General features: G+C 57.3%; 11 protein-coding genes and 1 tRNA gene. 4 read left to right on the top strand and 8 right to left on the bottom strand.

The annotated features are described in order from the left end of the window. Nucleotides 1–149: 149 nt before the first annotated feature. A complete protein-coding gene (locus NF685_RS01330; RefSeq protein WP_252848275.1) occupies nt 150–1,592 on the top strand; it encodes a mannose-1-phosphate guanylyltransferase/mannose-6-phosphate isomerase in 1,443 nt (480 codons plus the stop codon). Nucleotides 1,593–1,715: 123 nt separating this feature from the next. Here the strand turns inward: NF685_RS01330 and NF685_RS01325 are convergent. After that, nucleotides 1,716–1,791 (bottom strand) — tRNA-His (locus NF685_RS01325). Nucleotides 1,792–2,072: 281 nt separating this feature from the next. Between NF685_RS01325 and NF685_RS01320 the strand changes: the two genes are divergently transcribed. Further along, nucleotides 2,073–3,527 carry a SulP family inorganic anion transporter gene (locus tag NF685_RS01320; protein WP_252848274.1) on the top strand — a complete coding sequence of 485 codons (1,455 nt, stop codon included), beginning with the start codon at nt 2,073–2,075 and terminating at the stop codon, nt 3,525–3,527. Here the strand turns inward: NF685_RS01320 and NF685_RS01315 are convergent. After that, on the bottom strand, nt 3,519–3,959 hold the full coding sequence (locus NF685_RS01315) for an RrF2 family transcriptional regulator (protein WP_222546497.1): 441 nt from the start codon (nt 3,957–3,959) through the stop codon (nt 3,519–3,521). The genes NF685_RS01320 and NF685_RS01315 overlap by 9 nt on opposite strands. An 84-nt stretch (nt 3,960–4,043) precedes the next feature. Between NF685_RS01315 and hmpA the strand changes: the two genes are divergently transcribed. Both hmpA and NF685_RS01305 read left to right on the top strand, forming a co-directional pair. After that, nucleotides 4,044–5,243, top strand: coding sequence for an NO-inducible flavohemoprotein (gene hmpA, locus NF685_RS01310; RefSeq protein ID WP_252848273.1), 1,200 nt, complete (start codon nt 4,044–4,046; stop codon nt 5,241–5,243). Between the two features lie 508 nt (nt 5,244–5,751). Beyond that, nucleotides 5,752–7,077, top strand: coding sequence for a hypothetical protein (locus tag NF685_RS01305; protein WP_252848272.1), 1,326 nt, complete (start codon nt 5,752–5,754; stop codon nt 7,075–7,077). A gap of 251 nt (nt 7,078–7,328) precedes the next feature. Here the strand turns inward: NF685_RS01305 and NF685_RS01300 are convergent, their stop codons facing one another. The 6 genes from NF685_RS01300 to NF685_RS01275 form a co-directional block, all read right to left on the bottom strand. Continuing rightward, complete coding sequence (locus NF685_RS01300; protein ID WP_222546495.1) at nt 7,329–7,748, bottom strand: host attachment protein; 420 nt, start codon at nt 7,746–7,748, stop codon at nt 7,329–7,331. A 64-nt stretch (nt 7,749–7,812) separates the two neighbouring features. Beyond that, nucleotides 7,813–8,676 carry an inositol monophosphatase family protein gene (locus NF685_RS01295; protein ID WP_252848271.1) on the bottom strand — a complete coding sequence of 288 codons (864 nt, stop codon included), beginning with the start codon at nt 8,674–8,676 and terminating at the stop codon, nt 7,813–7,815. An 81-nt stretch (nt 8,677–8,757) separates the two neighbouring features. Further along, nucleotides 8,758–10,062 carry a GTPase HflX gene (hflX, locus tag NF685_RS01290; RefSeq protein ID WP_252848478.1) on the bottom strand — a complete coding sequence of 435 codons (1,305 nt, stop codon included), beginning with the start codon at nt 10,060–10,062 and terminating at the stop codon, nt 8,758–8,760. Nucleotides 10,063–10,090: 28 nt separating this feature from the next. Further along, nucleotides 10,091–10,306 carry an RNA chaperone Hfq gene (hfq, locus tag NF685_RS01285; RefSeq protein WP_222546492.1) on the bottom strand — a complete coding sequence of 72 codons (216 nt, stop codon included), beginning with the start codon at nt 10,304–10,306 and terminating at the stop codon, nt 10,091–10,093. Nucleotides 10,307–10,509: 203 nt separating this feature from the next. Continuing rightward, a complete protein-coding gene (ntrX, locus tag NF685_RS01280; RefSeq protein ID WP_222546491.1) occupies nt 10,510–11,895 on the bottom strand; it encodes a nitrogen assimilation response regulator NtrX in 1,386 nt (461 codons plus the stop codon). A gap of 38 nt (nt 11,896–11,933) precedes the next feature. Continuing rightward, entirely contained in the window at nt 11,934–14,213 is a 2,280-nt protein-coding gene (locus NF685_RS01275; protein WP_222548664.1) for a sensor histidine kinase NtrY-like, read from the bottom strand. Between the last annotated feature and the right edge of the window lie 218 nt (nt 14,214–14,431).

Raw genomic sequence — 14,431 nt, 5'->3', positions numbered from 1 at the left:
GTTTGCACACAGATACTGTTTATTACTCCTGGATTGCCTATACTGACACTGCCAATTATTCGCCATTTTCGGAGCTGACTAAGCTCCGTGTCGTCTATCGCGCGTTGCACGGCTAATGCCTGCCTCGCTCCTGTCTACGGAATTGAATCTTGTCCTCTGCATCGCTGACCACGCCACGTCGTATCGTTCCGGTCATTCTCTCCGGCGGATCGGGCAGTCGTCTCTGGCCAGTGTCGCGCAGCAGTTTTCCCAAGCAGTTCTGGCCTCTCCTGACTGATAATACCCTGCTTCAGGAGACCGTTCTGCGTGGTTTCAAGGCGAATCTCGAGGCACCCGTTATCGTGTGCAATGAGGCTCATCGCTTTATCATTGCAGAGCAACTGCGCGCGATCGGCATTGATGACGCGCGCATCGTTCTAGAGCCCTCGGCCCGCAACTCCGCCCCCGCCATTGCCGCCGCAGCTTTCCTTGTCGCTGAACAGGCTCCCGATGCCATTCTCTGGGTTATGGCCGCCGATGCTGCCATCACGGATCTGGACAATCTTTTCGCAACCCTGGCGATCGCGGCAGACGCAGCCGCAAAAGGCTATGTAACGACTTTCGGTGTGACACCGACAAAGCCGGAAACCGGTTACGGCTATATCCAGCGTGGCGAGGCGCTCGACGACGTTTCCGGCGCCTTTCATGTCTCACGTTTCATGGAAAAGCCCGATCTGGCGAGCGCGACACAACTCGTGCAGGATGAACGCTATTCCTGGAATTCAGGAATGTTCGTCGCGCGGGCCGATACGCTCCTGCGTGAAATCGAGACATTCGAGCCGGCAATCCATCGCTTTGTCGGAGAGGCCGTGGCCAACCGCCAGACGGATCTGGATTTTGAACGGCTTGAAGCCGAAGCATTCAACCGCTCTCCTGATATCTCGATCGATTATGCCGTTGCAGAACGCACCTCTCATGCAGCCGTCGTACCCGCCAGTTTCGGCTGGTCCGACATCGGCAGCTGGGATGCTCTATGGGAAATCAGCCCCAAGGATGAAGGGGGCAACGTAACGTCTGGAGACGTGTTTCTCGATGCAGCACGCAATTGCTACGTTCGCTCCGATGGAGCCGTAACAGCCGTCATGGGGGTGGAAGATCTGGTCGTTGTCGTGACGGAAGACGCGATCATGGTTTCGCATCGGGATCGCGCTCAGGACGTCAAGAAAATGGTCACCCGCCTCACGCAGGCAGGACGTCCCGAGGCTTCGGCTCATAACAGGATGTACCGCCCCTGGGGGTTCTATGAGAGCCTGATCCAGGGCGACCGGTTTCAGGTCAAGCGCATCCATGTCGATCCGGGCCATGTCCTGTCGCTGCAGAAACACTATCATCGTTCGGAACATTGGGTTGTCGTGGAAGGTACAGCCGTGGTGACGCGCGACAGTGAGGAGCTGATCCTGAGAGAGAACGAGAGCGTCTATCTCCCTCTGGGATGTACGCACCGTCTGGCCAATCCCGGGAAGATCCCACTGACACTGATAGAGGTACAGTCCGGCCCCTATCTCGGTGAGGATGATATCGTCCGTCTTGAGGATATCTACGCCCGCAAATAACGAGGCTGTCGGTCATGCGTCATTTACGGGATGCATGACCGCCGGGACACGGGCCATATACCGCTTGTGCCTTCGAAGACGGTGATCCGTCGAAGCAACAGGACAGGTTTTATCGGGAAATGCTGGGGCGAATGACGGGACTCGAACCCGCGACCACCGGTACCACAAACCGGCGCTCTACCAACTGAGCTACATCCGCCACACAGCGATGCCTGATCTAGAGAAATGCGTGGCAGACGTCTAGCCCCTTTGACCAGATTCTTTTCACCATTTTCTGACACGTTGGCGTTGTGTCGTCTCGGCACAGCGTTTGCCGCCTGCACTATCGATTTGTACGACCTGTTCCGACCGGTGTCATGTGAAGCAGCATTTCCTGCCTTGCGATTGCGGGCAGGTCTTTCTAGATTTGGTCCGCCATTGCCGCGTCGGGCCGGAATACGACGAGAAATACGATCGTTTTCATCCCGAAGGAGTCGTTTCTTGAATCTCTCGACCTATCGCGCACAGTGGGCGTTCAGCCCGCTGCGTGAGGTGCTGGCTGGCATGGTGGGCACATTTGCCCTGATTCCCGAAGTCATCGCCTTTTCATATATTGCTGGCGTTTCGCCTGCCGTGTCGCTTTACGCGTCTTTCGTCATCAGCGTGGCCATTGCCATAACCGGCGGTCGCCCCGGCATGATCTCCGGCGCAGCCGGATCGGTCGCGCTCGTGGCAGCCGCGCTGGTGCATAATCACGGCATAGAATACATGTTTCTCGCCACCCTGCTGGCAGGAGCCATGCAGATCGCATTCGGCCTTTTGCGCCTTCAGGTGCTGATGCGTTTTGTCTCCAAGGAAGTGCAGACCGGCTTCGTCAACGCCCTGGCGATCATGATCTTCTCGGCGCAGGTGCCGCAGATGCTGCACGTGACATGGCATACCTATGCCTTGATCGCCCTCGGTCTCGCGATCATCTATCTGCTGCCTCGTCTTACGACGGCCATCCCCTCGCCCCTGATCTGCATTGTCGTGCTGACCCTGATTACGGTCTTCCATCCGATGCCGGTGCATGTGGTCGCGGATCTGGGCGCTCTGCCCACGGGCCTACCGTCTTTCACACTCCCGCACGTGCCGTTTACGCTTGAGACAATGGAAATCGTTCTTCCCTACGCGCTGGCCATGGCTGCAGTGGGGCTCCTGGAATCGCTCATGACAGCCGGTGTCGTAGACGATCACACCGACACGCATGGCGAGCCCCGCATGGAATGCACTGGGCTCGGTATTTCCAATATTCTCGTCGGGCTGTTCGGCGGCATCGCCGGATGTGGCATGATCGGTCAGACGGTCGGCAATCTGCGTTATGGCGGAAGGGGGAGGCTCTCCACTTTCACCGCTGGAGCCTTTTTGCTGGTGCTGATGGTGCTGCTGCACGATTATGTTGCCCGTGTCCCCATGGCTGCACTGGTGGCCATCATGATCATGGTCTCTGTCAGCACCTTTGCCTGGGGATCGCTCCGTGACCTGATGCGCCATCCGAAGCTCTCCAGCCTTGTGATGATCGTCACGGTTATCGTGACCGTGACCACACACGACCTTGCTGCTGGCGTTGCCGTCGGCGTGCTGCTGAGTGGCGTGTTCTTTGCCTGGCGCGCCATGGGTATGCTGCGTGTCGATACGAAAAAAACCGACACGCTCGATACCTATACCGTACACGGTCAGGTATTCTTCGCCTCAGCCGATATGCTTTACGATGCTGTCGATTTCCAGACCCATGCGCCGGTGGTCGAGATCAATCTGGCCGATGCCACCTTCTGGGACATCACGTCGGTCGATATTCTTGAAAAAATCGTCGGCAAATTGCAGGGGCGTTCTATCGAAGTCCGCGTCGAAGGGCTTCACAGTCGCAGGCATGGACTGATTGCCGAACAATCGGACGAACCACTCTTGTCAATGTGACATATTCAGACGCTTCGTCAGAGCCTCGCGCTCTGGCGACGTCAGAAGATCTGCCAGTGTCCTGCTGTCGAGCACAGCCATGAATGCGCCGAGCGCATCGCCCAGTACCCCCTGAAGGCGGCATACGCCGGTCAGCACACAGCTCTGTCCCGTCTGAAAACAGGCGACGAGCGCCATGTCCTCTTCGGTGAAACGCACCAGATCGCCGATATTGATCTCGGCAGGTGCACGCGCCAGCACCAGACCGCCGCCGCGCCCACGCATCGTCGTGACGAACCCGCCCTGACCGAGTCGGTGAACGATTTTCACCAGATGATTTTCCGAGATGCCGTAACGCTCCGCTATCTCTCGAATCGAGACACGACGGCTCTGATTCAGCCCGAGATAGAGCAATACGCGCAGCGCGTAATCGGTATGGAGGGTCAGACGCATGAATCAGGGATGTAGCGCCTTTGCATCTTCTGTGCACCTGCCCTATAAGGTGTATGTCATATACATCTTATAGGGGTTTCTCCCGTGATCCAGCCGCTTCATCCCAATACCGCCGCCATTGTCAAAGCCACCATTCCGGCACTGGAAGCGCACGGCGTTGACATCACCAAGACCATGTACGCCCAGCTCATGCGCGATCCTGCGATTGCCGCCATGTTCAACCAGACGGATCAGGCCAATGGGCGTCAGCCTCATGCGCTGGCAGCTGCCGTTCTCGCCTACGCACGCAATATCGATCATCCCGAAAAGCTGGAGGCTGCGCTTAGCCTGATCGTCGAGCGTCATGTCGCGGTGATGGTCAAACCCGAGCAGTATCCTGTAGTCGGGGCAGCTCTTCTGGGAGCCATCAAGACGGTGCTGGGAGATGCCGCAACGCCGGAGATTCTCGAAGCCTGGGGCGATGCCTATCGTTTTCTCGCAGATGTTCTCATCAGTCGCGAGGCAAAGGTTTACGATGAACGCGCAGAAGTACCGGGCGGATGGCGCGGATGGCGCCAGTTCCGGGTTGCCTCACGTGTGAAAGAAACGGATCAGGTGACGTCCTTCTGGCTCAAGCCCGTGGATAACAAGCCTGTCATGCATCATCAGGCGGGGCAGTTCCTCACTTTCCGTCTCGATCGGGATGGGCTGAATACGCGACGGAGCTACAGCATTTCCTCTGCACCGGACGACAAAGCCTATCGTATCTCGGTCAAGCGCGATCCGAACGGTCAGGTTTCAAGCTGGTTTCACGATCATCTCAAGGTAGGCGATACAATCGATGTTGCCCCCCCTGCAGGCGATTTCACCCTTCCGCAGGATAAGACAGCTCCCGTCATTCTGGTCAGCGCAGGCATTGGCATGACCCCGTTCATGAGCATGATGCTCGACACAGCCAAGACAGGAAACCTTTCCAGGCTGCGCCTCGTTCATGGCGACCATACTTCCACATCGGTACCTTTCATGGCCGAGCTTGCGGAACTCACGAAAAGCGACGAGCCGCTCGTCGTGGATGTTTTCAGCAGTTCAAATGGTGCCGTGCCTGCTCCGTCACCAATGAAGCAGCATGAAGGCCACGTCTCGACGGATTGGCTCGCCGATCAGATCCACCCTGATACGCAGGTCTATATCTGTGGCCCGCGCACATTCCAGCGCGATATGATCCTCGGCCTGCAGAACAAAGGTATCCCGGCAGACCATATCCATCACGAACTCTTCGGATCGGATGCCGGTTTGTCTTCATAAGAATACACAATATGCGCGTTGGCTGTCCGGCTGAGACAGCCAACGCCTGAAACTACAAAGAAGAGCACACAGGCCGTAAATCAGTAGTTCCAATTGCAACACAGGCCGGCAAGAGCAGGCGCAATAACCCCAAGTCCTGTATTACCAGTTCATTAAATATAGGTTTAAAGGGACAATCATAACAATTTCTGTTACCCAAAAGATCCGATCAACCAATATACAAAATATAAATTATGCACCACAGGTATATAAAATATAGATGTTATATATCTATCATATAATGCAATATTATAACTAATGCGTATTTTTCATTATTTTAAATTTGCACACTACGACTAGACTATGAAAAATCTCTTCACCAAAAGTGCACATTTATTTTTTCAACATATATTTAATTATTTCGTAGTAACACCTGATCTTTGAGGTATGATTTCGGTTTCCGAAACATTTTAACACTTTACTTGGAGAATTCGGGCCGATATTTGAAGCGTCCTCCAAGAGAAGAGCTATGACGGTTATTTTTGAAGGTAAGGATCTGGTCGTCCACGAAATAGCTGGCGACACGGATTATGCAGTCATTACATTCGAAGGCGCCGACCAGGCTCACCGCGCAACATCCGATTTTTTTGCCAAACGGCCATTGGAGGCCAATAATGTCAAAAGCATCGGCGTCACCGCAAAAAGCTCGGAATGGTTCATATCCGACGAGACCGATCGGGTCGTAGAGCTCATCAACCAACGATTACTGGGTGTCGGGAACCGTATTGTCATCGGATACTCGATGGGCGGCTACCCTGCGTTGAACTGGTCGTGCAGGCTCATGGCCAGCACCGTATTCGCCATGTGTCCGAAATTCTCACTTGACCCGGAAATCTGCGCAATCGAGCAGGGCTACGTCGACCGATACCTGAGCGAACGTATGAAAGGGATGAAAATTGTTCCGGAGAACGTCGCAGGCAGGATCTTCATTGCCTATGATCCCGGGCACGATCATGACACCTATCATGCAAAACTCATAAAAGAGCGTCTTGAGCATAAGGGCGTCACTTTACTCAAAAGCTTCAACGCGCAGCATTCGATCCCCGATACCATCAAGGGACGAGACAAGGTAAAGTATCTCGTCGAAGCACTGGCCTATCAGGGACATGCTGATATCTGCCGGGCCTATTCCGTGCAGCGTCGGACAAGCCAGATAAACCTGATCAATAATCTCAGGCGAGGCCTGTTCGCTCATCCTGTGTACAGCTACGGCTCGCTGGTTTCGCACAGTGTTCTCGAACGCGCCTGTCTCAAAGCAGTGTTTTCCGAATATCGGGATCTCGCTATCCTGTCACATCGCCTGTCCGAGCGTGGTGAGTTCGAAAAAGCCATCATCTGTCGTAATCTGCCCTTTCTGTATGCTCGTCATGGTGCAGACCTGACTCGTGATCGCGCATTGGAAAGCTCTACACTGCAGCTTTCCTGTTCACCGCTGACATTTCATGGGCATATTCTGAGTTATTCTTTCCAGGAGAAAAAACTCGTCGGGCAAGACCTGCTCGAAGGACGGCAGATATGTCCCCGTGTACGGTTCCAGACATCTGGAGCGAAGCTCTTTATCGAGATACAGACAGGCAATGAAACGGCTTATCTATATGAGCAGGACAGACGCTTCCTGGTATCCGATACAAGGCGCGATTCCAGCCTGAAGATCGAAAAGAGCCTTAGAAACCATCATCATCACATCAAGACACCCTACGGGTATCTATGTGCATTTCCGGGGGGCGAAATCATTCTGGACACTCCCAACCGGCTGGAGTGGGAGGAATTCTCTATTCCTGCTTTGTGGAGCTAGAGACCCCCGAAAACCGGTTTTGAAGAGAATGAACGCTTACTGGCGATACCGGCAGTATCCGTAATGCCCATCGCATCGATTATTTACACAGAAAAACGGGATGGTTCTGTCGAAGTTCGAACCTGCATTGATGTGCCGGGATCATCGAATGCTTTTACCATGCAAGTGACACGCAGCCCTTCACGCTCGATGGGTCAGAGCTGCGTATGCGGACCAGCTCGAAAAACTATCGAGCCGATCGATACTAATGATCAGGGTATCTGCCAGCCCGTGGCTGGGCGGTCGAAATGCGGGAGCAGATCATGATCGGGAATATTGATCAGGTCCTTGCTCTCACTTTTGATCAGCTTCTTGCTCGTCGCTTTTGTCAGGTGCTCGCGCACATCGTGCAAAACATGTGGCGCGGCAGCAAGGACAAGTCCCTCAAGTGCAGGATTATTGTTTAAAGCGGTTTCGATCTCATCAGCAATCTGGCGCGAGAAACGCTTTTTGATCTGCTCCTTGGGATTCGTGCGCGGATCATGTATCGAAGCGACCTCCCCTATGGCATCGGTCTCTTTGTCATGGGCACCGAAACGCTGGATCGTACGCATCTGCTGTCCATCGTAGCGCAGAAAACGCGCCTTTTCTCCATCGCAGACAACATAAAGAACTGGATCCTGAGCGGCCATGAAACTTCTCCTTTGTTCACGAACAATGAACGTCAGGCCGTAAACAGGGTTGCCCGTGACACGGTTACTTGACCGAATGGTAAGGTAGAAGAGAAAGTGCGTCGTGAACCATACGCCATGTTTCAGGATCGGGTGCGTAAAGCAGCCCCTGCCCTGCAATGTCGGGATGGTAGGGCGCACCGTTCAGACGCGCACCATATGCGCCAGCTTCGTGCATGAGCAGCCAGCCCGGGCAATGATCCCATAAGCATGTACGGCTGTATGCCAATACATGCCCGTTTCCACCGGCAACCAGACGGTATTCATGAGCGGCACAACGCAGATCCCACAACCCTGTCATGGCGCGCAGATGCCGGTCTGCCTGTTCGGTATCGCCCACCGGAAGTGTGCGCCAGGCAATTTTTCCGGTGATTTCTTCTATATGTGCGAAAGGTCTGGCGGCCTGCACTGGCGTGACCCCGCCAGTACGGTCCTCCATCCAGGCCCCCTCGCCAAGAAGCGCCATGGCGGATGATGACGTAACCGGGTCATGAATAACGCTCGCAACCGGCACACCGTATTCCAGAACGGCAAGCATCACCCCAAAGACCGGCAGGCCCGCCGCATAATTGGCTGTGCCGTCAATCGGATCGATCGTCACGGCAAGAGGCGCCCGGCCTGCCTCATCGATCCGCGCGGGCTGGGTGCAGCAGCGTTCCTCGCCTACGAGGAGCGCCCCCGGTAACAGGCGCTCGAGTTGTCCTGCAATGTAATCCTCCGACAGGATATCGGCTATTGTAACCAGATCGGAAGGCGAGGTTTTCGTCCGGATGTCCTCATCGGACAAACGACCGAAGCGGGGCATGATGATCGACTCCGCGGCGTTGCGGGCAATCATCGAGAGATCGTCGAGCACAGCGCGCGTGACAGTCCGGGAACGGGACGTCATCGCAGTCATTTCCCTATTCATCCCGCGCCTCCTTTCCACCGAGCCATCCAGGCTCTACGGAAAAAGAGTATCCGGGCGATTTCAGGCAGATACAAGGCAATCCGGGTAGAGCTGACCGAAGCGTGAGCGATCCTGCTCGAAAAGACGGACATCCAGCGTAATTTCCGTTTCCTGGTCGAGGCGTTCCAGAACCTCGCCATGCTCGTAAAGCCACGCAAGGGCGGCCCCATTGCTTATGTCGAGGCTCACGCGCGTCAGACTCATCGATGCCGTCATATGCTGATCGAGCATGGAATAAAGATTGGGCAATCCCTCTCCCGTAATCGCAGAGATGGCGACGCAACCGGGATGACGGGGCACAGCCTCGATCCCCCCCATGAGATCGGCCTTGTTGAGGACCTCGATCGTACGCTGCGGCCAGTTCTCGTCGAGCATGCCGTCGCGCACCATGCCGTCGAGAACATTGATCACATCGGCACGCTGTGCCGCACTGTCAGGATGCGCCACGTCGCGCACATGCAGGATGATATCGGCTTCAGCGACCTCTTCGAGCGTCGCACGGAAGGCCGCAACAAGCTCGGTAGGAAGTTCGCTGATAAAGCCCACCGTATCAGACAGGATCACACGTCGCCCCGAGGGCAGGCGCAGCCCACGCATGGTGGGGTCGAGCGTCGCAAAAAGCTGATCCTGTGCATGAACGGCCGAGCCCGTCAGTGCATTGAACAGGGTCGATTTTCCGGCATTGGTATAACCGACAAGGGCGACCACCGGGAATGGAACCTTCTTGCGCGCAGAACGGTGAAGGCCGCGCGTGCGACGCACCTGATCGAGATCCTTGCGCAGACGCACGAGACGCTCGTCGATCATGCGCCGATCGGCTTCAATCTGCGTCTCACCCGGACCGCCAAGAAAGCCGAATCCACCACGCTGACGTTCGAGATGGGTCCAGAGACGGACAAGGCGTGAGCGCTGATATTCGAGATGGGCAAGCTCGACCTGCAACACGCCCTCACGCGTGGCCGCACGCGCACCGAAAATATCGAGAATCAGGCCGGTACGATCCAGCACCTTGCAGTTGAGCGCCTTTTCGAGATTGCGCTGCTGACCGGGCGAAAGCTTGGCATCGACGATCATGACCTTCACGTCATCATCCTCAACAAGCTCTGCCAGCTGTTCGACCTGCCCCTTGCCGAACAAGGTCGCAGGGCGCACGGCGCGGATCGCGAGCACAGCCTGACGCACCACGACAAGGCCGATCGATGACGCCAGCCCCACCGCCTCTTCCAGTCGGGCCTCCGCCGCCCTGAACTCGTCATTGGGTGTAGGACGCGCCCAGGGAAGGATAACGGCGGCGCGGGTCGCGGGAGGCGTGGTGCTGGTCGTCACTGACACGTCTTGAAAATACTCCAGATCCTTACAGGCTGATATCGCCATCCTGCGCAAAAAGCGCCAGAGGGGCGACGGGCATAATTGTGCTGACAGCGTGTTTGTAGACAAGCTGGGTGTGACCGTCACGGCGCAGAATGATCGTCTCATGATCAAATTGCGGAATGACGCCTTGCAGCTTCACGCCGTTCACGAGGAATACGGTTACCGGCAGACCATGCTGCTGGAGATGCTGCAGGAACATGTCCTGCACCGATCCACCGTGCGAGAACTCATTATATGGGACGGATGGCGACGAAGGGGTAGGGTTTGCTCTGGCCAAGATTGCTCTTCTTTTTGTCTGGTGTTCGAGAGGGCCCCGTAGCGGGGGGCCAGAGGTCAACGCATCAGCACCGCCTCCGGCTTTAATGGACCTATCTTATCTTTATTGAGACCCGGTTTCCAGCGTTAGACAATGCGGTCTTCCGGTGTGACGCCAAGCTGCTTGAGCTTGCGATGAAGCGCACTGCGCTCCATGCCGACGAAATTGGCCGTCCGGCTGATATTACCGCCAAAGCGCAGCAGCTGCACCTGAAGATACTGCGTCTCGAACAGGTCGCGCGCCTCGCGCAGCGGAAGGGCCATGACATCGGCACCTGCATCGAGACGCGTCATGGAGGGCGCGCCCTGACTGACCGTATTGGGCAGCATATCGGCACGTATCAGGTCCTGCCCGTTCGGCATCATGATCAGCAGGCGTTCCATCAGGTTGCGCAGCTCCCTGATATTGCCGGGCCATTCATAGGACTGGAGTGCTGCCAGGGCGTCGACCGAAAGTTCACGCGGGGCCAGCCCGGCATTTTCGGCGTAACGTTGCAGGAAATGCTGGGCAAGAGAGGGAATATCCTCACGCCGTTCGCGCAGGGACGGCAAGCGCAGGGGGACAACGGCCAGACGGTAATACAGATCTTCCCTGAAACGCCCGAGGGCAATCTCGCCCTGAAGATCCCTGTTCGTCGTAGCGATCACACGGACATCGACCTTCACACGCGTCGAACCGCCCAGACGCTCGAATGTCTGGTCCTGAAGAGCGCGCACGATCTTGCCCTGCGTTTCGAGCGGCATATCGGCCACTTCGTCGAGAAGCAGGGTTCCCTTATGGGCCCGCTCGAGCACGCCTGTACGACGCATCACGCCATCGGCCTGCCCTTCGATCCCGAAAAGCTCCTCCTCGAAGCGATTCGGTGCGAGCGTGGCGCAGTTAAGTGCAATGAATGGCCCCGTTCCGCGCCTTGAGCGCGCATGAACCATGCGGGCGGCAATTTCCTTGCCCGATCCGGCAGGACCGGTGATCAGAACGCGCGAATTGGTGGGTGCCACGCGTTCGATCTGCCCGCGCACCGCGCTGATCCCCGGACCTTCACCGAAAAGCAGCGTCTCGTTACCGGAGCGCAGACGCAGTTCCGCGTTCTCGCGCTCCAGTCGCGCAGCCTCGAGGGCACGCTGCACCACCACGATGAGCCGGTCGGCCTGGAACGGCTTTTCGATAAAATCGTAGGCACCGTGCTGCAGGCTCGATACCGCTGTTTCGATAGTTCCGTGGCCCGAAATCATCACGACCGGCAACCCGGGCTCTTCGGCCTTGATCGTCTTGAGCAGATCGATGCCATCGACACGCGATCCCTGGAGCCAGATATCGAGAATCACCAGAGACGGGCGGCGAGCCCGGAACGCTGCCAGAGCCTGATCCGAATTCGCCGCAACACGCGTCTCGTAGCCTTCGTCCCGAAGGAGCCCCTCGATGAGAAGCCGGATATCCGGCTCGTCATCGACGATCAGGATTTCATGCTCCATGCGTGTTCCTCATCAGATCTTCATTGCTCCTCGCTCGCTTAACCCTGAGCCGGGGCAGAATCGCGCACCGGCAGGGTAAGGGTCGAGACGGTACCACGCCCGTCCGGTCGATCCTCAAGCCTGATCCCACCTGTGTGATCCTCCATGATCTTTTTGACGATGGCGAGCCCGAGCCCCGTCCCTTTCGGTTTGTGCGTGATATACGGTTCCGTCAAGCGGTGCCGGTCAACAGAAGGCAAACCGATCCCGTCATCGATCACCTGAACCGCCGCCTCGCCGCCGGCCGTCGCGATCACAACGCGAATACGGCCCTGCATGCCGTGCTGATCGCCGCCGGCTCCATTGCCTTCCGTCCCGTCACCGGTATCCTGAGCATCTTCACGCTCCCTGGCCGCCATGGCAACCGCATCGGCCGCATTCTGCAGAAGATTGGTCAGGGCCTGACCGATCAGCCTGCGATCGCAATGAACCATCGGTCCCCTGGGGGGCATCTGGCTCGTGTCGTACAGAATTTCGGGATGCGCATTACGCTGCAGCACCAGCGCCTCACGCACCAGACGCGAAAGATCCTCGTCGCGCAAGACCGGCTGAGGCATACGCGCAAATGACGAGAATTCATCCACCATACGACCGATATCGCTGACATGACGCACGATCGTGTCCACGCACTGGCCGAATGTCTCCGGGTCGGAGCTGATTTCACGCAGGAACCGACGCTTCAGGCGCTCTGCGGAAAGCTGGATCGGCGTAAGCGGGTTTTTGATTTCATGCGCGATGCGTCGTGCCACGTCCGCCCAGGCCGCCTTGCGCTGAGCCGCCAGAAGCGCCGTGATATCATCGAACGTAATGACATAGCCGGTCGACTCATCGCTGCGCTGTTCACCGACGATACGCACGAGAAGGGTACGACCTGACGTGCCGACACTTGGCCCTTCGCCCAGAACGGCACTTCTCTCAGCAACGTCGATCTGGATCTCGGCCGTATGTGCCTGACCCGGTTCGGCACGAACCTGATCGAGCATGACCCCGAATTCAGGCACGATATCGCGCAGGGATTGACCGATGCAGCTATCGAGATCGCGCTGGAGAAGGCGCGAGGCTGCACGGTTGGGCAGCTCGATCACCTGACCGGAATCGAGACCGATCACACCTGCCGACACGCCTGAAAGGACGGTTTCGGTGAAACGACGCCTTTCATCGATCTGCTCATAGGCAACCATCAGTTCGGTACGCTGTGTCGAGAGCTGGTCGGTCATGCGGTTGAAGGCGCGCGACAGCGTTCCGACCTCATCGTCCTTGCGTCCGTCACGACCGCGCACTTCGGGCACGCGCACGCTCAGATCGCCCTCACTGATACGGCGCGCCGCAAGAATGAGCAGGCCGAGCGGCTGTGTGATCTGCTTGGCCAGCACGAGTCCGGTCAGCATGCCAATGCTCAGTACCAGCAGACTCAAAAGGGCGAAGATCAGGACGAAACTGATCTGTATGGCCGTGCGATGCGCATCGAGTCGCTGGTATTCCGAGACCACAGCATCGGTGCGACGCATGTGTTCGAGAATTTTCGCATCGACGGGCCGTGTGATGACCAGCATCAGTCCCGTACTCGGCCCCAGACTGACAACAGCACGCACCGTTCTCTCGTCGGGACTATCGAGAATGGCGACATCGTTGGTACGCGCCAGCGTGGTCGCATCTTTCGGCGGCAAGGCGAGCTGCTTGCCCTGAAGGGCGGCAAGCCCCCCTGAAGCCACGACCTTGTTGGTATAGGAATCGAACACCACGGCCTCGTTCAGGCCGCGCTCCGTCGCCTCGACATCGAGCATCATGCCCAGCTGACCGGGGTCGCGCATCAGATCCACGCCGTGACGATACATCTCGTCGTTATTGGCCGTGATGATGATGTTCGCGAGCGCGAAGGCCTCGGTCCGGATATTGTCGTTATGTTCCTGCAGATAGCCCGCAGCCACGTCGCGCGCCTCTGTCAGCGCCGTGTTGACCCTGTTGGAAAACCAGATCTGTATGCCGAAATGGAAGAACAGGGCCGCCAGACCGCCGATGACGACGGTAGGCGCCACGGCCACTACGCCGAACAGCGTGATAAGGCGAACATGAAGACGCGCCCCGGCCAGACCCGTGCGCCGCTCAGCCAGCATACGCCCGACCCGTATGATGACGATGGCCCCGAGCAGGATCAGCACGATGAAATCGAGCAGAAACACCATGGCCTCGACCTGAGGTCGATAGGCAAAGGACAGACCGCGCGCCAGCACGACGAAGGTCGTGATCAGCAGTACAAGGGCGGCGCAGGCCAGCACCATCGCTGTCTTGAGACGGCTGACACGACGGATGACACGCCTCAGCCCCGATCTTTTCGGCTCCGCATCGCCGGAAGGAACGCCGCCGAAGACGCTCGCAGCGCCATCCTCTGACGAAACCGCCTCTGCCCCGATGACAGTATCGTCGGACCCGGTTCCGTCGCCGGGCAGCGCCTGGACATTCCGTTCGTGCGGGCTCTGCGATTTGTGGGAGTTGCCGT

The sequence above is a fragment of the Asaia lannensis NBRC 102526 genome, assembly GCF_024054035.1.
GTDB lineage: Bacteria > Pseudomonadota > Alphaproteobacteria > Acetobacterales > Acetobacteraceae > Asaia > Asaia lannensis.
This window is presented reverse-complemented; position numbering and strand designations above follow the sequence as displayed.